Annotated in this window: 26 protein-coding genes; 8 read left to right on the top strand and 18 right to left on the bottom strand. The window is 67.0% G+C overall.

All coding sequences use genetic code 11. The annotated features are described in order from the left end of the window. Positions 1-102 precede the first annotated feature (102 nt). Positions 103-1,122, top strand: coding sequence for a S66 peptidase family protein (locus tag QNO00_RS06295; protein WP_284023970.1), 1,020 nt, complete (start codon positions 103-105; stop codon positions 1,120-1,122). 4 nt (positions 1,123-1,126) lie between these two features. On the opposite strand, the gene QNO00_RS06300 is transcribed toward QNO00_RS06295, so the two are convergent. Further along, a complete protein-coding gene (locus QNO00_RS06300) occupies positions 1,127-2,662 on the bottom strand; it encodes an MFS transporter (protein ID WP_284023971.1) in 1,536 nt (511 codons plus the stop codon). A gap of 221 nt (positions 2,663-2,883) precedes the next feature. On the opposite strand from QNO00_RS06300, the gene QNO00_RS06305 reads away from it, so the two are divergent. Next, positions 2,884-4,380 carry an MFS transporter gene (locus QNO00_RS06305; protein WP_284023972.1) on the top strand — a complete coding sequence of 499 codons (1,497 nt, stop codon included), beginning with the start codon at positions 2,884-2,886 and terminating at the stop codon, positions 4,378-4,380. Here QNO00_RS06305 and QNO00_RS06310 read toward each other — a convergent pair. Next, the gene (locus QNO00_RS06310) at positions 4,377-4,961 is read right to left on the bottom strand and encodes a TetR/AcrR family transcriptional regulator (RefSeq protein ID WP_284023973.1); all 585 of its coding nucleotides are present in this window, start codon (positions 4,959-4,961) and stop codon (positions 4,377-4,379) included. The genes QNO00_RS06305 and QNO00_RS06310 overlap by 4 nt on opposite strands. Before the next feature lie 26 nt (positions 4,962-4,987). Between QNO00_RS06310 and QNO00_RS06315 the strand changes: the two genes are divergently transcribed. Both QNO00_RS06315 and map read left to right on the top strand, forming a co-directional pair. Further along, positions 4,988-6,157 carry an MFS transporter gene (locus QNO00_RS06315; protein ID WP_284023974.1) on the top strand — a complete coding sequence of 390 codons (1,170 nt, stop codon included), beginning with the start codon at positions 4,988-4,990 and terminating at the stop codon, positions 6,155-6,157. Positions 6,158-6,351: 194 nt separating this feature from the next. Continuing rightward, the gene (gene map, locus QNO00_RS06325) at positions 6,352-7,125 is read left to right on the top strand and encodes a type I methionyl aminopeptidase (protein ID WP_284023975.1); all 774 of its coding nucleotides are present in this window, start codon (positions 6,352-6,354) and stop codon (positions 7,123-7,125) included. Between the two features lie 50 nt (positions 7,126-7,175). Here map and QNO00_RS06330 read toward each other — a convergent pair whose 3' ends face one another. From QNO00_RS06330 to QNO00_RS06360, 7 genes are all read right to left on the bottom strand, one after another. Beyond that, a complete protein-coding gene (locus QNO00_RS06330) occupies positions 7,176-7,607 on the bottom strand; it encodes a helix-turn-helix domain-containing protein (protein WP_229964754.1) in 432 nt (143 codons plus the stop codon). 3 nt (positions 7,608-7,610) lie between these two features. Continuing rightward, positions 7,611-8,819 carry an alpha/beta hydrolase gene (locus QNO00_RS06335; RefSeq protein ID WP_284023976.1) on the bottom strand — a complete coding sequence of 403 codons (1,209 nt, stop codon included), beginning with the start codon at positions 8,817-8,819 and terminating at the stop codon, positions 7,611-7,613. Continuing rightward, positions 8,819-9,820, bottom strand: coding sequence for a hypothetical protein (locus tag QNO00_RS06340; RefSeq protein WP_284023977.1), 1,002 nt, complete (start codon positions 9,818-9,820; stop codon positions 8,819-8,821). Before QNO00_RS06340 ends, QNO00_RS06335 begins: the two co-directional genes overlap by 1 nt. Continuing rightward, the gene (locus QNO00_RS06345) at positions 9,817-10,425 is read right to left on the bottom strand and encodes a hypothetical protein (protein ID WP_284023978.1); all 609 of its coding nucleotides are present in this window, start codon (positions 10,423-10,425) and stop codon (positions 9,817-9,819) included. The genes QNO00_RS06340 and QNO00_RS06345 overlap by 4 nt, the downstream gene beginning before the upstream one ends. A gap of 134 nt (positions 10,426-10,559) precedes the next feature. Continuing rightward, the gene (locus tag QNO00_RS06350) at positions 10,560-11,960 is read right to left on the bottom strand and encodes an MBL fold metallo-hydrolase (RefSeq protein WP_284023979.1); all 1,401 of its coding nucleotides are present in this window, start codon (positions 11,958-11,960) and stop codon (positions 10,560-10,562) included. Between the two features lie 12 nt (positions 11,961-11,972). Then, positions 11,973-12,887: a sulfite exporter TauE/SafE family protein gene (locus QNO00_RS06355; protein ID WP_284023980.1), complete on the bottom strand. Its 915-nt coding sequence runs from the start codon at positions 12,885-12,887 to the stop codon at positions 11,973-11,975. Continuing rightward, complete coding sequence (locus QNO00_RS06360; protein WP_284023981.1) at positions 12,884-13,486, bottom strand: rhodanese-like domain-containing protein; 603 nt, start codon at positions 13,484-13,486, stop codon at positions 12,884-12,886. Before QNO00_RS06360 ends, QNO00_RS06355 begins: the two co-directional genes overlap by 4 nt. Positions 13,487-13,612: 126 nt before the next feature. Between QNO00_RS06360 and QNO00_RS06365 the strand changes: the two genes are divergently transcribed. Together QNO00_RS06365 and QNO00_RS06370 are read left to right on the top strand one after the other, a co-directional pair. Then, positions 13,613-13,870 (top strand): metal-sensitive transcriptional regulator, encoded by a 258-nt coding sequence (locus QNO00_RS06365; RefSeq protein ID WP_284023982.1) that lies wholly within the window; start codon positions 13,613-13,615, stop codon positions 13,868-13,870. A 363-nt stretch (positions 13,871-14,233) separates the two neighbouring features. Then, positions 14,234-14,605 carry a hypothetical protein gene (locus QNO00_RS06370; protein WP_284023983.1) on the top strand — a complete coding sequence of 124 codons (372 nt, stop codon included), beginning with the start codon at positions 14,234-14,236 and terminating at the stop codon, positions 14,603-14,605. A 9-nt stretch (positions 14,606-14,614) separates the two neighbouring features. Here the strand turns inward: QNO00_RS06370 and QNO00_RS06375 are convergent, their stop codons facing one another. The 5 genes from QNO00_RS06375 to QNO00_RS06395 all read right to left on the bottom strand — a co-directional run bounded on the left by QNO00_RS06375 (position 14,615) and on the right by QNO00_RS06395 (position 19,130). Further along, positions 14,615-15,529 (bottom strand): LLM class flavin-dependent oxidoreductase, encoded by a 915-nt coding sequence (locus QNO00_RS06375; protein WP_284023984.1) that lies wholly within the window; start codon positions 15,527-15,529, stop codon positions 14,615-14,617. 63 nt (positions 15,530-15,592) lie between these two features. Beyond that, the gene (locus QNO00_RS06380; RefSeq protein ID WP_284023985.1) at positions 15,593-16,309 is read right to left on the bottom strand and encodes a class I SAM-dependent methyltransferase; all 717 of its coding nucleotides are present in this window, start codon (positions 16,307-16,309) and stop codon (positions 15,593-15,595) included. Between the two features lie 3 nt (positions 16,310-16,312). Further along, positions 16,313-16,444: a hypothetical protein gene (locus tag QNO00_RS06385; RefSeq protein ID WP_284023986.1), complete on the bottom strand. Its 132-nt coding sequence runs from the start codon at positions 16,442-16,444 to the stop codon at positions 16,313-16,315. Positions 16,445-16,453: 9 nt separating this feature from the next. Then, the gene (locus QNO00_RS06390; protein WP_284023988.1) at positions 16,454-16,954 is read right to left on the bottom strand and encodes a GNAT family N-acetyltransferase; all 501 of its coding nucleotides are present in this window, start codon (positions 16,952-16,954) and stop codon (positions 16,454-16,456) included. Positions 16,955-17,027: 73 nt separating this feature from the next. Then, positions 17,028-19,130: a PhoX family protein gene (locus QNO00_RS06395; RefSeq protein WP_229964741.1), complete on the bottom strand. Its 2,103-nt coding sequence runs from the start codon at positions 19,128-19,130 to the stop codon at positions 17,028-17,030. Positions 19,131-19,479: 349 nt separating this feature from the next. On the opposite strand from QNO00_RS06395, the gene QNO00_RS06400 reads away from it, so the two are divergent. Next, entirely contained in the window at positions 19,480-20,196 is a 717-nt protein-coding gene (locus tag QNO00_RS06400; RefSeq protein WP_229964740.1) for an NADPH-dependent F420 reductase, read from the top strand. Between the two features lie 22 nt (positions 20,197-20,218). On the opposite strand, the gene QNO00_RS06405 is transcribed toward QNO00_RS06400, so the two are convergent. The 3 genes from QNO00_RS06405 to QNO00_RS06415 all read right to left on the bottom strand — a co-directional run bounded on the left by QNO00_RS06405 (position 20,219) and on the right by QNO00_RS06415 (position 22,267). After that, a complete protein-coding gene (locus QNO00_RS06405) occupies positions 20,219-20,485 on the bottom strand; it encodes a hypothetical protein (protein ID WP_284023989.1) in 267 nt (88 codons plus the stop codon). Between the two features lie 103 nt (positions 20,486-20,588). Next, positions 20,589-20,924 (bottom strand): hypothetical protein, encoded by a 336-nt coding sequence (locus QNO00_RS06410; protein ID WP_284023990.1) that lies wholly within the window; start codon positions 20,922-20,924, stop codon positions 20,589-20,591. A 293-nt stretch (positions 20,925-21,217) separates the two neighbouring features. Next, the gene (locus tag QNO00_RS06415; RefSeq protein WP_502863180.1) at positions 21,218-22,267 is read right to left on the bottom strand and encodes an o-succinylbenzoate synthase; all 1,050 of its coding nucleotides are present in this window, start codon (positions 22,265-22,267) and stop codon (positions 21,218-21,220) included. Between the two features lie 104 nt (positions 22,268-22,371). Between QNO00_RS06415 and QNO00_RS06420 the strand changes: the two genes are divergently transcribed. Then, positions 22,372-23,283 carry a phosphatase PAP2 family protein gene (locus QNO00_RS06420; protein WP_229964737.1) on the top strand — a complete coding sequence of 304 codons (912 nt, stop codon included), beginning with the start codon at positions 22,372-22,374 and terminating at the stop codon, positions 23,281-23,283. Here QNO00_RS06420 and QNO00_RS06425 read toward each other — a convergent pair. Continuing rightward, entirely contained in the window at positions 23,255-24,532 is a 1,278-nt protein-coding gene (locus tag QNO00_RS06425; protein ID WP_229964736.1) for an MFS transporter, read from the bottom strand. The two genes, QNO00_RS06420 and QNO00_RS06425, sit on opposite strands and share 29 nt — an antisense overlap. Positions 24,533-24,585 lie beyond the last annotated feature (53 nt).

Consider the following 24,585-nt stretch of genomic DNA (forward strand, 5'->3'; position numbering starts at 1 on the left):
TTGTCGGGGCCCTCGGTGGGGGGCCCCGCCCCGTTGGGCCCCCCGGGGCGCCCCGCGGTCCCGCTTCCACGGTCTGCCGTACAAGGGCGCTAGGTTGGGGGCATGACAGAATCCTCGACCCGGCAGACCATCGTTCCCGCCCGGCTGAAGGCCGGGGACACGCTGCGGGCAATTGCCCCGAGCTGCTCACGAACCTTCGTGATGGAGTACGACAACACCGCGTGGATCAATCAGCGGATGGAGCAGTTGGGCTTTGCCCTGGAGTTCGGCGTCCACATCGAGGCGCACGACGATTTCCTCAGTGCTCCCATCGCATCGCGCGTCGCTGACCTGCACGCTGCCTTTGCCGATCCCCAGGTGAACGGCATCCTCAGCGTGATCGGCGGCTTCAACGCCAACGAGCTGTTGCCCTATCTGGACTGGGAACTGATCGCGGCGAATCCGAAGGTATTCTGCGGTTACTCCGACTTCACGGTGCTGGCGAACGCCGTCCACGCCAAGACCGGACTGTTGACCTATGTTGGCCCGCACTGGTCCTCTTTCGGAATGCGCGACCATTTCGAGCCCACGGGTTCATGGTTCAGCGCGGCCACCGGCGGCGAGCGCTGGAGCATCGAGCCCTCGGAAACGTATACCGACGACCTGTGGTTCATGGACCAGGACGCACGGACGGTGCGGGACGCGGACGGTCCCTGGGTGCTCCGGGAGGGTGAGGCCGCCGGGGTGGTGATCGGCGGCAACCTGTGCACGTTCAACCTGCTGGCCGGCACCGGGCTGATGCCCGAGCTGGCCGGCTCCGTGGTCTTCGCGGAGGAAGACTCCGGTGCGGACGTGCACGAGTTCGCACGCCAGCTGGCCAGCCTGCTGCAGCAGCCCGGCGCCGAGCAGATCGCTGCTCTGGCCATCGGCAGGTTTCAGCAGGCTTCGGAGATCACCCGCGAGCAGCTGGAGGCACTCATCGCGAAGTTCCCGGTGCTGGCCGGCAAACCCGTGGTGGCGAACCTCGACTTTGGACACACCAGCCCGATGTTCACGCTTCCGATCGGAGGCTGGGCTCGGGTGGAAGCCGCCCGCGGCACCTGCGTTTTGGACTTTGCGCACCGCCGGGTCGACTTGCCCTAGTCCCCTAGTCGCGGTCTCCGACGAGCCGCTGGTCGGATTCAGCCTTCACCGCTGCCGCTGTCGCCGCCTGCTGTTCGAGCGTCTGCACCTCACCGGGGCGCGGACGCAACACGGTGCCCGCAAGCACGAGGAGGATCACGATCAGTCCCGCGGATCCGTACAGCCAGGTGTGGAATCCCTGTTCGCCGTAGACGATGCCGCCCGCCGGGGTTTGCCCGATGTACGGCGCCATCAGCGTGAACATGACGACCGGGGCGATGGCGCCCAGGCCTGTCTGCACCAGTTGCACGGTGCCGGCGACAGAGGCTTGGTCGCCCGCAGGCGACGCCTGGATGACGACGTTGGGCAGCGACGCGTTGACCATACCGCCGGCCAGGCCGGCAACGAGGGCACCGATCGTGAGCAGGCCCTGAGTGTCGTTGATCGTGGCCAGCAGAATCGCGGCACACCCCCACAGCATGATGCCGAGCACCATGAACATGCGGGGCGATCGACCACGGGCAACTAGCCATCCGAGAACGAGGCCGGCAAGGGCGGCCATGAGCGCCTTGGGGGTTTCGATCTGTGCGTACTGGACGGTTGTGATGCCAAGACCATAGGTGACGCCGTCGTCGCGCTGGGTGAGCGCGAGCAACGGGATGAGCTGGCCGATCGTGGCCGACATGGCATAACCAACACCACCGAGGACAGCGGCGAAGATGACTGCCCGACGTGCGAACAGGCTGACGTTGATGATCGGTTCCTCGACGCGGCGTGAGCGGAAAAGCGCAGCGGCGAACAGGACCGCACCCCCGATGAGGAAGGACAGCGCGAGTGAGGATCCCCAGCCGTAGCTGCGGCCGACGCTCACGTAGATGAGCATGCCGGCGACGCCAAAGGCGAGGAGAAAGGCTCCGATAACGTCGGGGCGCGCGTTCTTGCGCAGCTGGGATTCAGGAACAAAGAGCGCCACGAGCAGCAGCATGCCGAACGTCCAGACGACGTCGAACATGAACATGCCCCGCCAGCCGAACTGGGCGATGAGCCAGCCGATGAGGATCGGAGTGAGGATACTGAAGAATCCCATGCCGGTGACCGTCAGGCTGGCCGCGAAAGCTGCAGGCTTGGGCGGAAAGATGTCGCGGATGAGCGAGTAGGTCAGCGACAGCGTCGCGAGGATCACGCCTTGGAACACGCGGCCCAGGATGAGAACGCCGAACGTCGGAGCCAGCACACAGATGACCGTGCCGAGGCCCGAGATGGCCATCGTGATCAGGAGCACGCGCTTCTTGCCATAGAGATCGGCGCACTTTCCGAGCAGCGGTGCGGCAACGGCACCGGCCAGATAGTAGGCCGAAGGCAGCCAGCCGCCCTGGTCGGTAGGGAACTCCTGGAGAATGCTCGGTAGGGCGACCGAGATCATGATCGCGCCAATGGCGACCGCTTCCAGGGTGAGGGCAAGCAGCAAGGTCGTCAAGACCATGCTCTTTGTCCATCCATCGGTTGGGGTGCGGCGCGGCCCGGACATCGGGACTCCCGCGGTGGAATCGAGCGTGCTCATTTGAATTCCTTCGCCATTGAGGGACACAAAATGGCCCGACCGGAAAGGCCGGGCTTGCTGTTCAGAGCAAAGCTTTGTTCCGAGCGACAAAAGTTTGTTCGGGTGCGGATGCTAACAAGCCCGACGGCGGCCCACAAGAGACCACGCGAAGCCTCTCTCCACCGGGGGCCAGGTTCATTAACTTCATGAACCAAATTATTGTTCCGTGATATAAAGATCCCGTGAACCAGACTCGAACAGCGCCCTCTCGAGCCGAGCTCTGGCGCGGGCGTCGAGCGAGGGGCGAGGACGGGACTGCAACAACCCTCCTGCCCCGGAAGGCCCCGACCGGTCTGGTTGTGGGGATCCTGAGTCTGGCCGGCCTGGTCGGCGCGTTTATGCACTCGATCCTCATCCCGATTCAAGCGGAGCTGCCCGAACTGCTGGGAGCGTCACGGGCCGAAACCGCCTGGGTCATTACAATCACGATCCTCGTCTCTTGCGTCTGCACGCCCATCTCGGGCCGGCTGGGTGACATGTTTGGTAAGCGCCGAATCATCCTCACGTTGCTCAGCCTGCTCGTGGCCGGATCCCTGTTGTGCGCATTCTCCTTCAGCATCGTGCCGATGATCCTGGGGCGGGCGCTTCAGGGCATGGGCATGGGCGTGATCCCGATCGGCATTGCCCTCCTGCGCGACACCGTTCCCGCCGCTCGGCTGGGATCAGCGATCGCACTGGTCAGCGCCACCATGGGCGTGGGATCCGCCGTCGGGTTGCCCGTGGCAGCCTTCATCACCTCAGTGGGCGACTGGCATCTGCTGTTCATCGTGTCTACCGCCTTGGGCGCCGTGACCCTTACCCTCTGTGCCCTGTTCCTGCCGCAGAGCCAACCTGGAAAAGGCGGCCGCGTGGACGTCGTCGGAGCGGCGGGACTTGCCGCCTGGCTGACCGCCCTGCTGCTTTTTCTGTCGCAGGGCAACGTATGGGGATGGACCTCTCCGTGGGCCCTCGGCTGCGCCGGTGCTGCCGCATTCTTCTTGGGTGCCTGGACCTGGCACCAGTGGCGCAGGTCCGATCCGCTCGTAGATGTGCGGGTGAGCCTTCAACGCCCCGTTCTCATGACGAACATTGCATCCGCGGCAATGGGCTTTGCAATGTTCGTTCCGAGTATCGCTTTTCCGCAGATCCTCACGCTTCCTGCCGCCTCGGGTGGTCTCGGACTCCCGCTGCTCGCGGCCGGTCTCATCCTGATGCCCTCCGGACTCGCCATGCTCGCCATGTCGCCGATTGCCGGCGGCATCATCGACCGTCTCGGGCCTCAGCCTCTCCTGGTCGTCGGGAGCGTGGTGCTGACCGCGGCCTACCTCATCGCCTTGCTCGCACCGACCACGGACTGGACAGTCGGCCTCGTCATGGCGGTGGTCGGCGTCGGCATCGGGCTCGGTTACGCCGCGATGCCGACACTCATCATGCAGGCCGTCCCAGTGACCGAAACAGCCGCCGCAAACGGGCTCAACACACTTGTCCGCGCCCTCGGCACGGCGACCGCGTCGGCGATCGTTGCCGGCGTGCTTGCCCACTCGGCCAGCGCCTCGGGCACCGGAGATCCGACCTCCGGCGGATTCCGCTACGCCTTGTTGCTCGGTGCCACAGGCGCGGTCATGAGCGTCATTCTCGCGCTCGCCGTTCCCCGCGGACGAAAGTCATGGCGGACACACCGCCGGGGCGACTTGCCCTAGCCGTTCCGGCCGGCCGCAGCCCCGATTGCCGCAGCCGCGGTCCGCAGCCCCATGTCGACGGCGGCCTCCGTGTCCGTTCCGCGAAGGATCATGCCGAGCACCCCGGTGAAGATCAGGACCAGCTGCCCGGCCAGGCCGGCAGCGCGGTCGTGCCCGACCACGGGAATGGCCAGCTCGTGCAGCCGGGCGGTCAGCAGCTGCGTGTCGCTGGACAGTGTTTCCTGGAGTGCGTGTCCCGGATGCGCTGATTCCGCCGCGACGCCGAGGAAAGCGCACCACCGTGCGGCGCTGGCGCCTGCCCGGTAGCGTTTGATGGCCGGCAGCACCGCGACAAGTTTCCCCTCCGCCGTCGGAGCCTCGCTGATTTCCTGCTGCCACGCCTCGTCCCAGCGGGTCAGCCGGCGCTGCAGGGCCTGAACAATAAGCCCTTCCTTGTTCCCGAAATGCGAGTACAAAGTGGCCGGAGCTACGTTCGCCCGCCTGAGAATTTCATCCACCGGAGTTGCCGCCACCCCCTGGGTGAAGGCAAGATCGTCCGCCGCATCCAGAAGGCGTTCACGGGCACTCAGTTGTACATCCATCCCCCAAGGCTATAACGTTCGTTTCAATGAAACGCACGTTACAGCCTCAGCGACGGCAAGCGGGCCCGCTGTTCGCGGTGGGCGCCGTCGCCCTCATCGCCGCAACCTACGGCCTGGCCAGGCTCGGATACGGACTCTTCCTTCCCGCCTTTTCGGCAACCTTTGCCCTGACGCCCTCCGTCGGCGGCCTGCTGGCCTCGGGAACTTCGGTGTTGTACTGCGTGTCAGCGCTCGCCGCCGCCCGGTACTCCCCCGGCCATCCGCGGCTCATGACACTGTTGGCCGGCACGACGGCGGCCCTCGGCAGTGCAGGCATCGCCGCCGCGCACGCCACGCCCTTCTTCGTCGTCGCCGTTCTGCTTGCGGGCCTGGGAGCCGGCTTCGCCTCGCCCGCCCTCGTGGAACTGGTCCAGCGCAACATCAGGGCGGAGGACCAGAAGCGGTTCCAGTCGGTGGTGAACTCGGGAACCGGGTTCGGGGTGGTGGCGGCGGGAACGCTCGCCCTGGCTTTCGGAACCTCCTGGCGTTTGGCCTGGGGGCTGATCGCCGTGCTCACGCTGGCGGCGATGATCGCTGTGCTGCGGGCGGACACCTCCGGAGCCGACGCCGTTTCGGGCAGCTCCGACGGTGATTCCGCGCCGCAGCGTTCAAAAGGAGGATTGAGGCCGCTCCGGCGCCCGATCGCCGCCGCCTTCGCCGCGGGGGTGGGCTCCGCCGCCATTTGGGTGCATGGCCGGACACTTCTTGAACAGCAGGGCGGCTTGTCCTCAGGAACATCGGCTATGGCGTGGATAGCCCTGGGTTTTGGCGGAGCCGCTGCAGTGCTGACGGCGCCCTGGCTCGCTCGTCGCACCATTGGAGCCAGCTGGCGGGTGACAGTGCTGGCCCTCGCCGCCGCCACCGGCACCTTCGCGGTGGCGCCGCAGAGTGCCCTTCTCAGCTTCGGCGCATCGGCGCTTTTCGGCCTTGCCTATACGGCGGCAACATCGGTGCTCATTATCTGGGCAACACTGGTTTCGCCCAGCGGTGCCGCCGGGACCTCGGTCCTGTTCACCAGCCTCGTCCTGGGCCAATCAGTGGGGTCAACACTGACCGGCGAGCTCATCGAAGCACTGGGCTTTGGCCCGGCATTCATTATTGCCGCGGGCGTGAGTGCGGCAGCTGCCCTCGGGTTCGCGCCCCGGATGCGGACCTAGTTACGCCTGGGATGCGAGCGGTTCCCGCGCACTGCCACCGGCATCCGCCCGCGCCCCCACTGACTCGGGCCTGTTGATCTCGACCCACACCGCGTCGAGTGAGAGGCCAAGGACATCGGCTATCGCGGCGATGGTGGAGAATGGCCGGGATAGTTATTGGTTACTTTGTTGGTTACCCGAAAGAAAGGCGCCGCATGATCGAGATCATGAGCCCCACCGAAATAGACCGGGCGAGGGTGACGGGCACCCTGGTTGCCGACATTCTGCAGACGGTGAAGAGCCGCAGCACCGTCGGTACAAACCTTCTGGACATCGATCGGTGGGTCAAGGACATGATCCTCGAGGCGGGAGCGCAGTCCTGCTACGTCGACTACGCGCCGTCCTTCGGACGCGGTCCGTTCGGCCACTACATCTGCACTGCCGTAAACGACGCCGTCCTCCACGGACTGCCGCATAATTATCCGCTGGCCGACGGCGACCTGCTGACCCTCGACCTGGCCGTCGCCAAAGGCGGAGTTGCGGCAGATTCCGCGATCAGCTTCATCGTTGGAGACTCGAAACCTTCGAAGAGCGTCGCGATGATCAAGGCCACCGAACGCGCATTGGCCGCGGGGATCGCCGCTGCCCGGCCCGGCGCCCGGATCGGCGACATCTCAGCTGCCATCGGCTCGGTCCTCACCGAGGCGGGATATCCGGTCAACACCGAATTCGGCGGCCACGGCATCGGCTCAACGATGCATCAGGACCCGCACGTCCCCAATACCGGACGGCCCGGCCGCGGCTACAAGCTGCGCCCCGGGCTGCTGCTCGCACTGGAACCGTGGGTCATGGCGGACACCGACGAGCTCATCACCGACGCGGACGGCTGGACGCTCCGAAGCGCCACCGGCTGCCGGACCGCCCACAGCGAGCACACGATCGCCATCACCGACGACGGCGCTGAGATCCTCACCCTGCCGAGCGCCTAGGACCGAGCAATACCTGCCACCCTCATGAAGGCTTCACCGTCGTCCGCTGCTTAGTACTTCTGTGAATCGTCCAAGAGGGCGGCGATGGCATCCAGCGTTTCGTTGTCCACATCGGCTAGCGTCCGGGTGGCGAATTCCTTGACCTTCGCCCGGCGCATGGATGCCAGCAGTTCCAGCTCGTGCTGGATCCGCTCCGGCACTTCGCCGTCGGAGTTGAGCAGGTAATCCGGATTCACCTGGAAGAACTCAGCCAGGGCGATCACCACTTCCGGCGGCTGCCGGACCGTCGCGTCTCCGGTCTTCATATGATGCCAGCGGGTGCGTGAGAGCTTTACGCCCTTTTCGGCCAGGGCCGACTGAATGTCCTGAAACTCGTAGGGCTTTCCCTCGGTCGTCACCACCACGTCCAGCAGCAGATCGATCTTGCGGGCGAGGATCTGGGATTCTTTCAGGTTGCGCTGGGCAGCGCTTTCAGCGGCCATGGACTATTTCGCCTCCGAAATGTGATCGATAAAGTCTTCATTTGCGTTCAGGCCAAGGGAACGGCACCAAGTGCGAACAGACTGGTTCCACAACTGCGGAGCGGCATTCCACTCCAAGGTGTGATGGGCACCTTCAAACTCAACCAACTGAACAGGGCGATTCTGCCTGGCCACAAATCTTCGGGAGAGCTCGACCGGCACGGAATTGTCATCAGTGCCATGAAAAATCATAGTAGGGATATCTGGATGATTTTGCATGGATGTGCCGGGCATCTCTTTCCACCGGATCACGGGGTCGCCTTTGCGGCGGACCAGGTTGACGGTGTGCGGCAGCCATTTGGCGAGGACCTTGGGAACGCCGTTGCGCTGCAGCTGGGCGGAAAGGATCGCCGGCCAATCCAGTGCCGGCGACACCAGGACGACTCCGGCTGTGCTGCCGTCCCGCGCGTGCGATACGGTGCGGAGCACGATGGAGGCTCCCAATGACCACCCGACAAACAGAATCCGACGCGCGCCGCGGGCCAATGCGTAGCGCCTCGCCGCTTCGATGTCCCTCCACTCGCTGACGCCGAGATGGCTGCGGCCCGGTTCCGGTGAGACATCCAGCGACGTTCGGTAGGACGGCAGCAGCGATGTGCAGCCCAACCCGGCGAAGGCTTCCACCCCGCGCAGGCACTGGCTCCGCGAGCTCCCCAGCCCGTGAACGTGAATGACCCACACCCCGGCGGTTCCGGCGTCTCCAGTGCCGGCGTTTCCGCTGTCCCCGGCGTCTCGCGGGCCGTCGGTCGGTTCGGGCGCGGGGATCACCCAGGCCGGCAGCTCCTGGATGGTCACGTCCTCGTAGCGAAAACCGAAATCGGCCGGGGTCTCACCCAGATGGCCGCTGAGCTGGCCCTCTCCCTCAGCGATGACGCGGGCGGCGTCGCCCCGCTCGACGGTCCGCCGCAGCGGGTCCCCCGCAGTGGCCGGGCTCAGAACCAACAGCTCGCCTCCGGTCGCCGCGCGCATGCTCAACCGCCCCGGATGGGAGGCGAAGCCCTCAGGATCGAACTCCAGATAGTCCCGCCCCGCGGACCGTCCGTGCCCGCGAATCGGCACCAGTCTTTTACTCCGGCCGGCATCAGTTGCCTTGGCACGGAGCGCCAGACCGGCCAACGCCGGCAGGGCAGCGACGACGACGCCGACGCCGAGTGCCGGGCCGACCCTGGCCATCAGAGCGCCTTTCTCTGCCGCAGGCACAGAGCTTCCGCCTGTTTCAGCGCGGCCAGCGCCGCCGGAGAAAGCCCCGCAGCGGAGTCTCCGTTGACGTTGATCCAGTCGTGGATTTCGATCACCAGACGATGAAGGCTGTCGGTGGCCTCCCGCGTGTTTTGAGGACCGGCATTGAGGGTCGGGGCGGTGGTTCCCACCAGGCTGACCGCGGGGGTTTTGGCGACGGTGGCCAGCCAGAGCGCCGTGACCTGCGGCTCCACGGCCCCGATTTGCCGCCGGATCCTGGCGTCACTCAGGATCCGTCCCAGCGGCGGAACCGCCAGGCCTGCGGACAACAGCACGACGGTCAGCGGATACAGCACGTCATAGACGGCACCGACGCCCCGCATGATGCCTTCCTGCCCCGCCACGTGCGTCACGTCCATGACAATGACGGACAGGCAAAGAAGCAGACCGACGCCGCATCCCCAGCCAATCATTCGGAAGCCCACCCGGAAGCGCTTCCGCCGCATCTGCGGCACATTCCGAACGCAGGTAACGAGCGTTGCCGACATGACGGCGAAAATGTAGAGGTACTGGATCGCCGAGTAGAGGCCGGCGGCAGGCTGGTCCCCGTAGTCCAGCATGAACTTGGTCGAGGGCTCGGGATTGTCGATGAACGCAAAGCTCACGATCATCACGGTGATTGTGACCAGGGCGGCCCCCGAGGCCCGCAGCCCTCCCCTGTTCCAGTCGGCATCGCGGGTCCTGGCCCCGGCGATGATAGCCCGCGACAAATAGTAGACACCCACGATCAGCAGGACATTGGAAGCCAGGTCCAGGGCATTTGGCCAGGGCCACCGCTCCGCTGCCCACAGATAGAAGCCGTCGATGTTGGTCGTCAACGAGGCCGCGATAACCACAGCGGCCTTGAGCATCGTGTTGTCGGGGCGGGAACGGGCGCGCAGCGAAAGCGTCAGCACCAGCAGCCACATGAAGGCCGCGACGAGAAGGTTCATCATTCGAAGTACGCCTCATACCTAAAAATTTCGGAATCGGATTCCCGGAGTGCCGCCGCCAGGAGATCGGCCAGATGTTCCGCGGCAACCTCCAGCTCGGAGCGGAAATCGCCCCGTGCCAGGGCCTTGGCCACCACCTCGCCCGACAACTCCTGAAAGACCCTGATCCCCTGCCAGGTGGCATCGGCGGATTCGTCATGGCGCAGAATCATGTGTGAAAGTTCGTGGAGGATCAGCTGCTGGCGGTGCAGAATTCCATTGGTGACGGCGTGATAAACCACGTCAACGTGTTCCCGCGGAATCCACAGGCCGCAGATTTTCTTGCCGGTCAGCTTTTCACTCTCGATAATCACGATTCGGCGCCGGCGGATCTTCTCCACGTGCCCCACCAAAGACTCGAGAGTTATGCGCGCGGGCAATTGAAGACGCTTGAACGCCGCTCTCGCTGTTTCGCGTACCTGCTCATCCACGGCAATCCCCAATTTGTCCGGCTTCACACTCCAGTGTAGTTTGGAACATGTTCCGATCATGTAGCGCAGGAACGCCGGCCCGCGCTGAACATTGCGAAAGTTGGGGGACTTTCGAGTTTTCGCAGCTGTGTTCAGCACGGGCCGGACCTATTTTTCCCGGCGGGGCACCGGACGCCGGGTCAGCCTTGCTGAGCCGCGATCAGGGCTCCGGCGCCGGAGATGAACACCGGCGGAGTGCTCATAAGAGGAATGCAGACGAAGCAGCGGAAGCGTTAGCTGGCCGCAGCGTCCTCCATTTCGGCAGCCCAGGCGGCGTAGCTGCCGTCCAGTTCGACGACGTCGTACCCGGCACGGCGCAGCGCACTGGCGGCCACTGAATTGCGGAGTCCGCTTTGGCAGTAGGTCACGATGGTTCCGGATTCCGGCAGCTCATCCAAATGCCACATGACGCGGCCGCCGCTGAGCTGGCGGGAGCCCGGAATGTGCCCGGCGGAGTGCTCGGTGCGATTGCGGACATCCAGCACCAGCGCGGCATTGAACCCGGCGAGCTCGGCGGGCCGGATCAGCGGCGGGGTGAAGGCGGGCAGGCCCTCGATGCCGGTGACGTAGCCGGCCACCTTGTCGATGCCGACGCGGACCAGATGATCGGCCATCTCCTGCGCGGCGGCCCGGTCCGCGGCGAGCAGCACCAAGGGATTGGAATCCGTTTCCGGATTCACCGCCCAGGCGCCGAAGCTGGCCACCGACTTGCCGGCGGGGATGTTCAGGGCGCCGGCCACAGTGCCGTCGTGGACCTGGGCGTGGGACCGGGTGTCCACGAAGGTGACCGTTCCGGCGGCCAGTCCGGTGACGACGTCGGCCGGCGGAAGTTCGCGCAGCGGCGCGCGGTCGCCCAGAATCGCCGGGCCGTGGCGGTTTTCGCGCTTCATCCGGCCGAAGTAGGCGTGTGCGTCGGGCTGGCCGTCAAGCAGTTCGCCGATGAAGCCCTGCTCGTCATTGGCCGCCAGATACGGACCCCACCAGGCGAAGCGGCGCTCGTACCCGACAGTGGTGGACGGGATGGCGCCGAGGGCCTTGCCGCAGGCGCTGCCGGCACCGTGCCCGGGGTGCACCTGGACAAAGTCGGGCAGGGTCAGGAACTTGTCCCGCAGGCTGGCGAACAGCTGCTTCGCGCCTTCAAAGCGGGTGTCGACGCCGCCGGCTGCCTCGTCCAGCAGATCCGGGCGGCCCAGATCGCCGGAGAAGACAAAGTCGCCGGAAAGCAGGTAGCCGGCCTCGTTGCTGAACGCCCCGTCGGTAACCAGGAAGGAGAGGTGCTCCGGGGTGTGCCCGGGAGTGTGCAGGGCCTGAACGCGAATATTGCCCAGCGTGATGGTGTCGCCGTCGTGCAGGCGTTCGCCGTCGAAGTCGTACTGCCAGTCCGGGCCGCCCTCTCCGGAGACATAGATGGCCGCGCCCGTGGCCGCGGCCAGTTCGCGGGTGCCGGAAAGGAAATCGGCGTGGATATGAGTTTCGGTGACGGCAGTGATTTTCATGCCGTTGGCGGCGGCCAGCGCCTGGTAGCCGGCGATGTCGCGGCGGGCGTCGACGACGATGGCCTCGCCCTTGCGCTGGCAGCCGATCAGGTAGCTGGCCTGCGCCAGGTCTTCGTCATAAATGCGTTCAATAAGCATGGGGGTCTCCCTTTAAGGATGGAAAAGTTTGCGACGCAGCGGACATGCCGGGACGCACAGCCAGCAAACCGCTGCTGCGACGGCCACCAGCGCGGCCACTGCGGCTGCAAGGATCCAGCGGAAATCCGCCGGCGCCTGCTGCAGGAGCACGAAGGCGCCCATGCCCAGGACAAACCAGCCGAACGCCTTGCGCAGTGCCGCTTCGGGGATCCGGCCGGAGAGTTTGGCGCCGATGAGGGAGCCGACAATGGCCGCTGCCGTCACGGCCAGGATCAGTGGCCAGTCGAGCTGGACCGTGGTGAGATAGCCGGCGAGGCCGGCGAAGGACTTCATGCTGATGACCACCAGCGAGGTGCCGACAGCCACTGACATCGGCAGTCCGCCGAGCAGGGCCAGGGCGGGAACCACGAGGAATCCGCCGCCGGCTCCGACCAGGCCGGTGACCAGGCCGACGACGGCGCCGTCCAGCAGCACGCGCCCCAGCGGCAGTTCGGCGCGCCGGCCGGCGCCGTCGCCCGGGGTGGTGCCGCCGTCGTCGTCGAAGCCGCGGGCGGCGGGTTTCTTCTTCCGGCCGCGGAGCATGGCCACCGAGGTGGCAACCATCATCAGCGCGAAGGCGATCATCAGGATCTCGCCGGGAATCCGGCCGCCCAGCAGCCCGCCGACGAAGGCGCCGACCATGCCGGCGGCGCCGAACAGCAGCCCGGTGCGCCACATCACCCGGCCGCTGCGGGCATGGCTGACCACGCTGACCGCCGATGTCACGCCGACGACGAACAGTGAGGCGGCGATCGCCTCCTTGGCGTCGAATCCGGCCACGTAGACCAGGATCGGCACGGTCAGGATCGACCCGCCGCCGCCGAGTACACCCAGCGACAACCCGATCAGGACCGACAGGGCGAGCACCATGATCAGCGTGGAGGTCATGACTGGGGCAGCTGCGCGACGGCTTCCGCGCGGGTCGGCTCGGCGGCGGCCTTGTTCCACGGCATGACCGAGAGGGCCTTGCCCATGGCGCAGGTGTTGGTGGCGGCCGAGAAGGTCAGGCCGGTGCCGATGCCGCCGGCGAGCAACCGGAGCTTGGGCGTGACGAACCGGCCGCCGAGCACGCCCACGAGCACGAGGGAGCCGGCAGCGAGCCGGACCTGGCGTTCCATGTCCCAGCGTGCCTTGCCGCGGACGACGTCGCCGCCTGCTGCCGCGAATCCGGGCACTCCCCCGGCAAGGACGGTGGCGGTGCTGATGCCTGCGGCGGCCAGGTGCTGCCGGGCCTGCTCGGCGCGTACGCCGGACTGGCAGGCCAGCACGATGCGGCCGCTGAGTCGTGCGGCGAAGTCCGCCGTGTCCTCCGAGAGCAGCGGCAGCGGCACGTTGTAGGAGCCTGCAATGTGCACGGATTCAAACTCGGCGGCCGAGCGGACATCGAGGACGACGACGTCGCCGGGCTCCTGCTGCCAGTCGAGCAGGGTCTGCGGATCGATCGGAGAAACGGCCGGTGCGGAAGCTGAGGGGAAAGCGGAAGTCATGGGAGTCCTCTCGGGACAAGGCGTTGGGTGGATACCCCACCGAGTATGTCGGATACCCCCGGGGGTAGTCAAAACACCGGGTGGGGTATAGCCTTGGGAGCAAGAACCCTACGTTTGGAGACGTCCGTGCAACTCGATCCCACCGAACTCACCCCGGTGATCAACCGGCTCAAGCGCGCGCAGGGCCAGCTGACCGCTGTCACCCGGATGCTGGAGGAGGGCCAGGACTGCAAGGACATCGTCACGCAGTTGGCCGCCGTCTCGAAGGCGCTCGACCGGGCCGGTTTCGCCATCATCGCCACGGGCCTGGAGCAGTGCCTCACCCAGAAGGACGGCAGCATGGACAAAAAGGACCTGGAGAAGCTCTTCCTCTCGCTCGCCTGAGCGGGAAGGCTTCCGCTGGCGGTGCCGCGACGGCAGGTCGGTCGGCACGGATGCACGGGTTTCGGCGAGGCCTTGTTTCCGGAGGTGACACAGGGCGAGCCTTAAACGGGTACCGGCTTATCCTCTGACGAAGGAATCGTCATGAAACCCACCGCAAAATTGACTGCCGCCGCAGCCGCTGTCTGTATCAGCCTGGCGGCCTGTACCACCAACCCCAATGGGACAGCCGAAGCACCTGATTCAACGGCTTCATCGGCGCCGGGCCCAACCTCAACCGATGCGCCCAGCCCCGCCCCTAGTACTGCGCCACCTCCAAGCACCCCACCGGCTCCCACCTCCGACCGCTCCAAGTCGGCTCTGGAGATGACGCCAGAAGAGGCCATGTACGCGGTCCTCAACGGGAAAATTTCCATGGATGAGTACTGCGACCGGGACACATTCTTCACCTCCGGAGACACGCAGATGTGTTACTTCTACAAGAATCCCCAAACCTACATGCCGCCGGACTATCCCGACGTGCCGATGGATTACGGCGGCAACGCCTGGCAGGAAAGTCCCACCAGATTCCGCTTCGCCACCCATGCCGAGGCCTACAACGCGTGGCAGCAGGGAATGCCCTATTACGAGGCTTTTTGCCTCAACTACGTGCCCGTGACACCCGGCGGGGTTTCCCAGTGCGAAGGCATCCAGGCAGGAACGGTTGATTCCTACACGGGAGAGTTCGTCGGCCCCTGACTGGACTGCTCACTTTCCGACTCGGAGCCCGCCCCGCGCAGCGGCAACCAGCTCCCGAACCTCCGGCGCCACCTCCTGCCCGAAGCGGTCCAGGTCCTCGGTGTTGTCGGTGGCGAGAAGAAAGCCGGAAATGCCGTGCTCCAGGGCGATCTGCGCCAGCTCCTGCGCCCACTGGCCCGGCGGCCCCCGCAGCAATCCACCGCCGGCAGCGGAGAAGCTGCCGCTGAAGTTCAGCAGCCGGCGCACGACGGCGGGATCGCGGCCCGCTGCGGTGGCGGCGTCGTCGATCCGGGCGTTTAGCGCTGCCAGATCGGCCGGCCCGCCGGGCAGATATCCCAGCGTGGGCACCCACCCGTCAGCCGTTTCCCCGGTGAGCCGGAGCATGCGCGGCTTGTAGGCACCGAGCCAGATGCCGACGTCGTGCGCCGGAGCCGGACCGCGCTTGGCACCGTTGACGTGATGCACGCGCCCGTCCACCCGCAGCGGACTGCGGTCCGACGCCTCCCAGACGCCGCGGATGATCCGGATCGCCTCCGCCAACCCGGTGACCGCTTCGCCCGGTTCCAGCCGCTGCCCGCCGACCGCCACGATCGCGTCCCAGAACGCTCCGGCGCCGAGTCCGAGCTCGAACCGGCCGCCGCTGAGCAGATCCAGGCTGGCCGCACTGCGGGCCACGAGCACCGGCTGGCGGAGCGGCAGGTTCAGCACGTTGGTGGCCAGCATGATCCGCTCGGTGCGGGCCGCGGCATAGGAGAGCAGGGTCCAGGTATCCAGGAACCGCGGCTGGTACGGGTGGTCCTGGAAGCTGGCCAGATCCAGTCCCGCAGCCTCGGCCGCTACGGTCAGCTCCACGGCCCGGTGCGGCGGCGCGGCGGCCGGGGTGAGGAAGGCGCCGAAGAGCAGTGTGCGGCCGTAGTCGGGCATGGGGCGCTCCTCGGGCTCGGCGGGTCACGGTGAGGGTGCCCAGTGTAGACCGGCGGGGTGCGGCTAGACCGGGTGGGTCAGGAAGATCCATTCCGGCGACTTCGGGTTTACCGGACTGCGGTCCCAATCGCCCCAAGTCCGGTCCACCGTCAGCCCTGCCGAGTCCAGCCCCCTCAGAATGTCTTTCCGGGAGGGGAACCTCAGGGTTTCCGTTGTGGTCCAGGTGCGGGCGCCCTGGGCCCAGCAATCGACGTGGATTATCAGGTCGCCGTCACGGTGGACTTCCGTGCGGACCGTCCCCCGGGCGGTGCGGCGGCTGCCCGCCGTCTGCCAGTTCCGCCAGGCTTCCGCCGCGGGATTGCGCACTTCAAAAGCCAGGCGGCCGCCGGGCCTCAGGGCCCGCGCGGCCTGGGCCGCCCCTGCTGCCCACGCCCCGTCGTCCAGGAAGTACTGGGCAACGTGGCCCGTCATCAGGACAAGGTCCGCCCAATCTGCCGGCAGCTTTTCGGCCGTTCCGTGCAGCCACGAAACGGAGGCGCCATGTTCCTGGCGTTCCGCCACGGAGAGCATGGTGCGTTCCGGCTCGACGCCGACTACCTCGTGCCCTTCGCCGGCCAGCAGGCTGCACAGCAGACCCGTTCCGGCCCCGATGTCGGCAATCCGTGCTGCGCCCAGCCCGGCGGCCAGGTCCAGGTAGAAGTCCAGGTCGCGGCGGCCCTCGCTGTCGGCGTCGTAGGCGGCCGCGAGTTCGGGAGTGGCGTAGTAGTTGCCGGGGGTCATGGCTTATCCCCGGACCAGGTTCTCGACCGGCGACTCCGGCCGGCCCAGCCTGGCGCCGGCGACGGCGACCCGTTCACGAAGCGGCGGATCGTGCACCAGCGTGCCATCGAAGATCACTGAGTCAAAGGTGGGCATGGGAGAAACCTATCCGAAGCTGATTCCCAGCACCTTCCGCCGGCCGTCGGCACGGAGGGCGTCTTCCACGTCCCGGAGGCCGATTTTTTCGGCAACGCGCCGGGAGGCGGCGTTATCGGGATGAATGATGGCAACCAGCTCTTGGACCCGCAGCTCGTCTCGGGCATGGTCCCGGCACGCCGCAGCCGCTTCCGTGGCGTAGCCCCGCCCTTGAACGTCGACGCGCATATGGTAGCCAACCTCCAGTTCCGTCCGGCCGTTGACATCCTGCCAGGTCAGGCCGCAGTCACCCAGGAAGGTTCCGGCGAGGCTCTCCACGATCCACAGGCCGTGGCCGTGTTCCGTGTAGTTCTTCTCGTTCCAGGCGATCCATCCCAGGGCTTCGTCCCGGGTCTTGGGCGCCGGGTAGTAGGTCATGACGGCGGGATCGCCAAGGAGCGCTGCCATGTTCCCGAGGTCCGCTGCGGTCATTTCACGGAACCGGAGCCGGGCCGTAGGAGGAGGAATCATCTCCACACCCTATGCGCCGGAGGGACGAAGGCACACCGCCCCTCCGGCGTTCCGGGTTTGTCCGGCGCCGGGCCTAACCGCGGCCCTTTCCGCCGCGCCCCTTTCCGCCGCGTCCCTTGTGACCCGGCCGCCCCGGATTGGTGTCCTGGCTGAAGACCTGCACCACCGCCGGGCGCGGAGCCCGGACTTCGCCGCGGGCCGGCGCCCCGCCGTCGGGCACGTAATCCGGAAAGTAGGAGGTGTGCGCGCCGTAGCTGCCGTCCTCCCCGGGGTGCTGCACGGCCACGAACACCATGGATTCCTCATCGTGGATCACCGGCCCGCAGGTTTCGCCGTCGCGCGGGACCGACAGGAACTGTTCCACCTTCCCGCGTTCCCGCCCCGCAAGCCCGACCTTGAACAGTCCGTCGTTGTAGCCGATGCCCGACGGCGCCCCGTCGGTGGAGATCCAGAGGTTGCCGGCGGAATCGAAGGCCAGGTTGTCCGGGCAGGAAATGGGGCTGACCTTGTCCCGGGGATAGCCGCTGAAATAGGTGGCGCCGCCCTGGGCCGGATCCCCGCAGAGCATCAGCAGGTTCCAGCGGAAGTCGGTGGCCGTTGCGTCGTCGCGGGCCTCCATGATTTCCACGATGTGTCCGTCGCGGTTTTCCCGCCGCGGGTTGGCCTCGTCGGCGGGCGCCGTCGCGTCCACACCGCGGTTGGAGTTGTTGGTGCAGGCCACATAGACGCGCCCGGTGGCGGGATTGGGCTCCACGTCTTCACAGCGGTCCATCTTGGTGGCACCGGCCTTGTCAGCGGCCAGCCGGGTGTAGACGAGCACTTCCTCCACGCTCATGCCGGCAACCGTCGACTTGCCGCGCACCACAAGGGGCAGCCAGGTGCCTCGCCCGTCGAATCCGCCGTCGGACGGAACGGCTCCCGTGCCGTCGATTTCGGCCGCCGGCGAGTTGCCGGCGAACCGGGCAACATACAGGTCGCCTTCGCTCAGCAGCGTCATGTTGTGGCGCTTGTCGTTCTTCCGGTACTTGTTCTTGGAGACGAACTTGTAGAGGTAGTCGAAGCGCTCGTCGTCGCCGGAGTATGCCACGGCCTTGCCGTTGCGGGCGATGATGACGTTGGCGCCCTCGTGCTTGAACCGGCCCAGGCTGGTGTGCTTGCGCGGCACCGACGCCGGGTCCTCCGGGTCCAGTTCCACGATGTAGCCGAACCGGTTGGGCTCGTTCCGGGTTTCCGGGCTGCGGGCGTCAAACCGCGGGTCTTCCTTTTCCCAGCCCATCGCCGTGGGCTGGCTGCCCAGCCCGTACCGCTTGTCCTCCGCGCTGCTGCCCTCGGTGCGGAAGAAGCCGTTAAAGTTTTCCTCGCCGGAGAGCACCGTGCCCCACGGGGTGCTGCCGCCGGCGCAGTTGCCCAGCGTGCCGGACACGTACCGGCCCTGCGGATCGGCTGCGGTTTTCAGCAGGTCGGAGCCGGCCGCCGGTCCGGTGAGTTCGAAGACGGTGTCCAGGGTGATGCGGCGGTTCAGCCGGGCGCCGCGGACGTAGGACCAGGGCGTGCCACGCGAGCCGCGTTCCAGTTCCACCACTGACATGCCGACGGCGCTGCGGAAGATGTTGCGCCGCTCCGCTTCCTCCGCGGCCGAGGCCGGAGCCGCCGGAAACATGATTTCCGGGTTCACGTACTCGTGGTTGCAGACGAGCAGGCCCTTTTTGCCGTTCGGCTGGCGCAGGATTTCCAGATAGTCATTGTTGTAGCCGAACTGGCGGGCCTGCGCGGCGGCGTTCTGCGCGCCGAAACTGAACTCCGGCGAATCCGCAAACAGCGGATCACCCCAGCGGAGCAGCGGTTCCCAGTCATAGCCCGCGGGGACGTCGAAGCTGTCCACCGCGGCGTCCACCGGAGCGATGGGCGTAAAACCCAGGCGTGCGGTCTTGGCTCCGCGGCCCGACGACGGCGCTGCCGCTGCCGCCGTCGGCGTCGGACCGCTCAGGGCCAGCACGGCCGCGCCCAGCACCCCGGCCGCACCGGCGCCCAAAGCGGTGCGCCGGGAGAACTCCGCCGACACGATGTCCCGGAAGTAGCTGTTGGCGGAGGTGTTGCACACGGCTTTGCTGCAGGCGTTGTCGCACTTCAGGGCGCAGGTGACCGCGCTGCGCTTGCCGCGGGTGTGTCCCAGCATCGGCAGCAGCCTTTTCCGCGGGGCGGGGCTGGCCGGTGCGGGGTTTGGGGCGGGGTGTTGTGCGGCATTCGGCGCGGCAGTCGGTGCGGCAGCGGGTTCGGGGTTCAACAGGTTCGACAAGGGTTCGGGCCTTCCTCCGGCGGTTGTGTCGCTGCCCACGCTCGCAGTGCCAGGCGACGTGCAGAAGGATGATTGTTGAACGCCGGATGAACATGTCAGGCAGGGAGTCCGTTCCGGCACGACTCCCCGCAGGGAATTCTGCAGGGGAACGGGAGGTTTGACCCAAGGGAGCCGCGCGCCGGCACGGCGCACCGCCCGGACCACTGAACATTTGTTGAAGGGAAGAGAAATGCCAACGCTTGGAATCATCGGAAGCGGAAACATCGGATCGGCAATTGCCCGGCTCGCCGTTGCAGCGGGGATGAACGTGGTCATCGCGAACTCGCGCGGCGTCGACTCGCTGCAGGGGCTCGTTGCCGAACTCGGACCGCTGGCGAAGGCCGGCACTGTCGAAGAGGCAGCCAGCCTTGGTGATGCGGTGGTGCTTTCGATTCCGCTGGCCGCCGTCGAGGATCTGCCGGCCGGACTGCTGCAGGGCAAGATTGTCCTGGATACGAGCAACTATTACCCCTCCCGCGACGGCCGCATCGCGGAGCTCGACAACGGAAGCAAAACGACGAGCGAACTGGTGCAGGAACTGCTCGGCGGCGCGCGCTACGTCAAGGCGTTCGGCAACATCCTGGCGCATCACATTCCCCTGCTGGCCCGCCCCAGCGGTGCTCCGGATCGCACCACCCTGCCCATCGCCTCCGACGATGCCCGCCTGAAGGCCGAAGCCGCCGCGCTCATTGACCTGCTGGGCTTTGACACGCTGGACGCCGGAACGCTGGCCGACTCCTGGAAGTTTGAGCCTGAGTCCGCAGGCTACACACGCATCTATCTCGCGGATCAGAGCACCCCCGACCAGGAGCTGATGTCCTCCGTTCCCGCTCCGACACCGGCCGACCGGGTCAAGGCTGCCCTGGATTCCGCGACCCGGGTGAACGTCGCCGAGCGGGCCTTCTGAGCAGTCCTGCCGCTTGAGCTTGTCAGCGGCTCGGGTCGGTAGCGCGGATGCCGTCAGCGATCGTTGCGCCGGGATGGCTGGAACGGTATTCCCGAACTTGCCGCGGATCGATTCCTCCGGCTGAGGCGGCTTCGGATCCCACCCGTCCAAGGACGCTGGGCGCGCCGGCCCACAGCACCAGCGCCAGCGCCGTCATTCCCAGACCCAGCAGAAGATTGTCCGCAACGATCCAAGCGGCCAGGCCACCGGCGGCAAGGAACAAAACCGCCAAGGAAAGTGCATATTTCACGATTTGCCTCCCTGTGTGGAAATCCCCATCGTTGCGCCGCGGTACTTTTGTGTCAAAACGAAAGGGGCGAAACGCTGCCCGGCCGCCGCGCGTCCAACTCGTGCTAACGACCCGCGTTGGAGGTCCGGTATAGGCGGCGCAGGTACCGCGTGTGGACGAAGTCGCGCTTCACCCATGCCCAGTATGAAAGTCCGGGTTCCAGGCCAAGTTGCTGCCACAGCCTGCCTCCGCAAAGGACCGATCCCCCAAAGACGGCGACCAGAAAGAGAAGGGCTTCGACCAGGGAAATCTCCCAGAGAATCAGAAGGGCCGCATAGCTCCAGGCTGTCAGGACGGCAGAGCCCAGCCAGGGAATCCATTTCATGTCCGGGATGCGCGCCGGGCTGCTCGCAACGCCCAGGCTCAGCCCGATAAGAACGATGACACTTAGCTGCAACACTTGCATGGTTCTGCGCCCCCGTGATCGGCCGTGGACCTGCTCTCGTAGGTGCGAGGCTACCAAACGCGCTACCTGACGAGCCGAAATCCTCCCTTCTGGGAAAAATCGACCGTTTTGGGATTCTGCTGCCACTGCGCAGTGGGAGGCGGATACCCACACGGCGGCCGGAAGCCCAACAGGGAGGGGGAACCGCTAAAACCGCGCCTTTTGTGGTTTGCGCCGCCCCCGCCGCAGGGGCAGCAGAATCCCAAAACGGCAGCAGAATCCCAAAGTGGCAGGGAAACCGCGGCGAACTACTGCTGCGCGGCGCCGGGAAGGCCAGAAGCCCCCGGAACCGCAGGCAGCTGCGCGTACACCCGCGCCAGCCGGTCCAGCCACCATCGGGTCACGTCTTCATCGGCGGCATAGCGCTCCAGCAGCTCCTCCGACACGGGCACTTCGCGCACCGCCAGTGCTCCGCCGTCGGGCAGCAGCGATTCCTCCGTCACGTCGCCGGTCATCAGCGACAGCGTGCCCAGCCCGCAGGCGTACGGCAGCTCGGGCAGCGACGCGGCCAACGCCACGCCGGCACGGATCCCCACCGAGGTATCCAGCGCCGAGCTGACGACGGCGGGCAGGCCGGCCGCGGCCACGATGGCCAGGGCCCGGCGCACTCCGCCCAGCGGCGCCACCTTGACCACGATCAAATCCGCGGCGTCCTCGCGCGCCACCCGCAGCGGGTCGGTTTCCTTGCGCACGCTCTCATCAGCGGCAATCAGGACCGGAATGCCGCGGCGGGCGAGTTCTTCCCGGACCGCGCGCAGCCCGGCGATGTCCGGCACCGGCTGCTCGGCGTATTCCAGCCCGGCCTCGGCCAGGGCTTCCAGGGCGGCGACGGCGGTGGGCACGTCCCAGCCGCCGTTGGCATCCACGCGGATCCCGGCGTCGGGCAGCAACCGGCGGACCTCGGCCACCCGGGCCAGGTCCTCGGCGACGGTCTGGCCGCGCTGGGCCACTTTCACCTTCACGGCTGACACCGCGCCGAAGCGGGAAAGGATGCCTTCGACCTGGGCCACGCCGACGGCGGGCACGGTGCCGTTGACCGGCACCGTGGTGCGGACGGGCTCGGGGTACCCCTCCCCCGCCGCCTCCAGGGCGGCGGCAAGCCAGGGCGCGGCCTCGTCGTCGTCGTACTCGGGGAACGGGGAGAACTCGCCCCAGCCGGCCGGGCCGGGCAGCAGCAGGACCTCGCGGTGCAGGATGCCGCGGAACTCCACCCGCATGGGCACCGAGACGACGCGGGCCTCGGAGAGCAGGACGGAGAGATCCGGACGGAACCCGGTCACCGGGGGAATATCAGGGATAGCCACCCAGCCAGCCTAGTCCCGGCCAGTGCACGCCGCCGCATAAGGCCGGTCGCGGCGGTCGTTCAGCCAAGTGCCAAGATCCAATGGCAGACTAGTAGGCGATGAATACCCGCAATCTCCTGAACAGCCGTGCTCCGATCCAGCGCCGCCCTGCCCACAACGCTGCTGTGTTCCTGTTCGGTGCCCTGCTGTGCGCGGCCGCTGTCGCGGTGACCTACTGGGCGTTTGTCCGCACCACCACCGGCCAGCTCGCGGATGAATCAGCCTGGCGCGAAGCCGAGCTGGTGATGCCCGGCAGCCGGGTTCCGGTCCTGGAATTCCTCGACAGCCTGCCGCTGCTGTCGGTGTTCATTGCCGGCGCGGTCGTGCTGGTGACCACGGTGCGCCGACGGCGGCTGGCCCCTGCGGTGGTCGCGCTGAGCACGTTCGCTGCGGCCAACATCAGCAGCCAACTGCTCAAACGGTTCTTTTTCGACCGCCCGGACCGCGGCGTCATCACCCTGGACTTCAATTCGCTGCCCTCGGGCCACACCACCCTGGCGGCCTCCGCTGCCGCTGTGGTGTTCCTGCTCGCATCTCCGCGCTGGCGTCCGGCGGTGGCGGCATTCGGCGGCAGCTACGCGGTGCTCGCCGGAGCGGCGACGTTCATCAACCTGTGGCACCGCCCGGCCGACGTCGTCGCCTCCTTCCTGGTGGTGGGCACCTGGACGCTGATCGGCGGGCTGGTGCTGCTGCGGACCACGCCTGACTGGAACTACTGGCCCGCCGGAGGGAAGGGCCGGGGCAGCGTTCCGGTGTTCGCCGCGCTCTGCTCGATTCCGGGGCTGCTCGCGCTGCTGGTTGCCGTCGGCTCCTACCTGTATGCCACCAGCGGAGCAACGGTGCTGGGCAGCAGCGAGTCCATGCTGCTGTACTTCTGGTCCGGGTTGAGCCTGATCATCGGGGTGGGGTACGTGCTCAGCGCACTGGCCTGCTGGCTGTTCTCTATGCAGGCGGGAGATCGGACCCGCTGACCGGCCCGGCGGGTTTACCCTCGGGCCCGCTGACCGGCCCGTAGCCCGGCCGCCCCTTGGGCACCCACCGCCACAACGCCGCCGCACCCAGCACGCCCAGCACCGCTGTGGCACCGATGCCGGCCGAGAGGGAGACCAGGGCGGTCACCGCGGAGAGCAGCGCCGGCCCGGCCATGGTGCCGCTGTCGGCGAGCAGCCGCCAGATGCCCAGGAACTGCGGGCGCCCCGGCGACGGGGAGAAGTCAGCGCCCAGCGTCATCACGATGCCGGACCCGATTCCGTTGCCGAAGCCCAGGATCAGGGACACCAGCAGCAAACCCGTGCCGTCGCTCGTCAGCGGCATCAGCGCCAGTCCGGCCGCCATGGTCAGCATGCAGGGCACGGCCACCCAGCGCCGGCCCTTCAGGTCCATGACCTTGCCCGCCGGATAGAAGATCAGCATGTCGATCGCGCCGGACAGCCCGTAGATGAGAGCGGTCTGCGTGGGATCCAGGCCGATGTGCTGGGCCCAGAGCGGAATCACTGCCTGCCGCGAGGCCCGCACCGCTGCGATCAGCAGGATGCCGAGACCCAGGGTCCGGAACACCCGGCCATGGCTGGCCAGGACGGAGCGAACCGTCGGCGCCTGCGGCGCCGGCACCGCAGGGTTTCCGCCGGCGGTGTGCCGCATCCTGTCTGCCGGGACACGGAGTTCGGGGACCTGCAGGCTGATGATGGCCGCCAGCAGTGCCGCCGCGGCGCCCACCCAGTAGGCGCCGGGCGTTCCGGCGATGTGGATGGCGCCGGCGGCGGCGAAGGGCCCGGCGAAAACGCCGATCCGGTTCACCCCGCCCAGCGTGGACAGCGCCCGGGCCCGGTAGTGGATCGGAACGGCCTCGGTCAGATAGCTCTGCCGCGCCAGGCCGAACACCGACCCGGCCATGCCCACCATGAACACGGCCAGGGCAAAGAGCCAGAGCACCGGGGCCAGGGCTGCGGTGGCCATGGCGGCGGCGCACCACAGCGCCGCGATGACCAGCGCCCACTTCTCCCCGAACCGGGTGGTGAGCACCGTGGCCGGAACGTTGGTCAGCAGGGATCCGATGCCGGTCAGCGTAATCACCAGTGCCGCCAGCGCCACAGTGGCGCCCAGGTCCCGCGCGGTCAGCGCGATGACCGGCAGAATGGCGCCGGTGGCCAGGCCATACAGCAGGGTGGGCCCGAATGCCGGGACGGCTATGGTCTTGAGGCTGAAGGAATCGGCAGGCACCGATTCAGAGTATCGCTCTTACTCTTTGAGGAATTTCCGGCTGGTTGCAGAAT

The sequence above is a fragment of the Arthrobacter sp. zg-Y1219 genome (genome assembly GCF_030125545.1).
Classification (GTDB): Bacteria; Actinomycetota; Actinomycetes; order Actinomycetales; family Micrococcaceae; genus Arthrobacter_B.

Excerpts from the sequence above, each read along its gene's own strand:
- QNO00_RS06295 (WP_284023970.1), top strand. The coding sequence starts at position 103 with ATGACAGAATCCTCGACCCGGCAGACCATCGTTCCCGCCCGGCTGAAG.
- QNO00_RS06300 (WP_284023971.1), bottom strand. The coding sequence starts at position 2,662 with ATGAGCACGCTCGATTCCACCGCGGGAGTCCCGATGTCCGGGCCGCGC.
- QNO00_RS06310 (WP_284023973.1), bottom strand. The coding sequence starts at position 4,961 with ATGGATGTACAACTGAGTGCCCGTGAACGCCTTCTGGATGCGGCGGAC.
- QNO00_RS06315 (WP_284023974.1), top strand. The coding sequence starts at position 4,988 with ATGAAACGCACGTTACAGCCTCAGCGACGGCAAGCGGGCCCGCTGTTC.
- map (WP_284023975.1), top strand. The coding sequence starts at position 6,352 with ATGATCGAGATCATGAGCCCCACCGAAATAGACCGGGCGAGGGTGACG.
- QNO00_RS06330 (WP_229964754.1), bottom strand. The coding sequence starts at position 7,607 with ATGGCCGCTGAAAGCGCTGCCCAGCGCAACCTGAAAGAATCCCAGATC.
- QNO00_RS06335 (WP_284023976.1), bottom strand. The coding sequence starts at position 8,819 with ATGGCCAGGGTCGGCCCGGCACTCGGCGTCGGCGTCGTCGTCGCTGCC.
- QNO00_RS06340 (WP_284023977.1), bottom strand. The coding sequence starts at position 9,820 with ATGATGAACCTTCTCGTCGCGGCCTTCATGTGGCTGCTGGTGCTGACG.
- QNO00_RS06350 (WP_284023979.1), bottom strand. The coding sequence starts at position 11,960 with ATGCTTATTGAACGCATTTATGACGAAGACCTGGCGCAGGCCAGCTAC.
- QNO00_RS06355 (WP_284023980.1), bottom strand. The coding sequence starts at position 12,887 with ATGACCTCCACGCTGATCATGGTGCTCGCCCTGTCGGTCCTGATCGGG.
- QNO00_RS06360 (WP_284023981.1), bottom strand. The coding sequence starts at position 13,486 with ATGACTTCCGCTTTCCCCTCAGCTTCCGCACCGGCCGTTTCTCCGATC.
- QNO00_RS06370 (WP_284023983.1), top strand. The coding sequence starts at position 14,234 with ATGACGCCAGAAGAGGCCATGTACGCGGTCCTCAACGGGAAAATTTCC.
- QNO00_RS06375 (WP_284023984.1), bottom strand. The coding sequence starts at position 15,529 with ATGCCCGACTACGGCCGCACACTGCTCTTCGGCGCCTTCCTCACCCCG.
- QNO00_RS06380 (WP_284023985.1), bottom strand. The coding sequence starts at position 16,309 with ATGACCCCCGGCAACTACTACGCCACTCCCGAACTCGCGGCCGCCTAC.
- QNO00_RS06385 (WP_284023986.1), bottom strand. The coding sequence starts at position 16,444 with ATGCCCACCTTTGACTCAGTGATCTTCGATGGCACGCTGGTGCACGAT.
- QNO00_RS06390 (WP_284023988.1), bottom strand. The coding sequence starts at position 16,954 with ATGATTCCTCCTCCTACGGCCCGGCTCCGGTTCCGTGAAATGACCGCA.
- QNO00_RS06395 (WP_229964741.1), bottom strand. The coding sequence starts at position 19,130 with ATGCTGGGACACACCCGCGGCAAGCGCAGCGCGGTCACCTGCGCCCTG.
- QNO00_RS06400 (WP_229964740.1), top strand. The coding sequence starts at position 19,480 with ATGCCAACGCTTGGAATCATCGGAAGCGGAAACATCGGATCGGCAATT.
- QNO00_RS06420 (WP_229964737.1), top strand. The coding sequence starts at position 22,372 with ATGAATACCCGCAATCTCCTGAACAGCCGTGCTCCGATCCAGCGCCGC.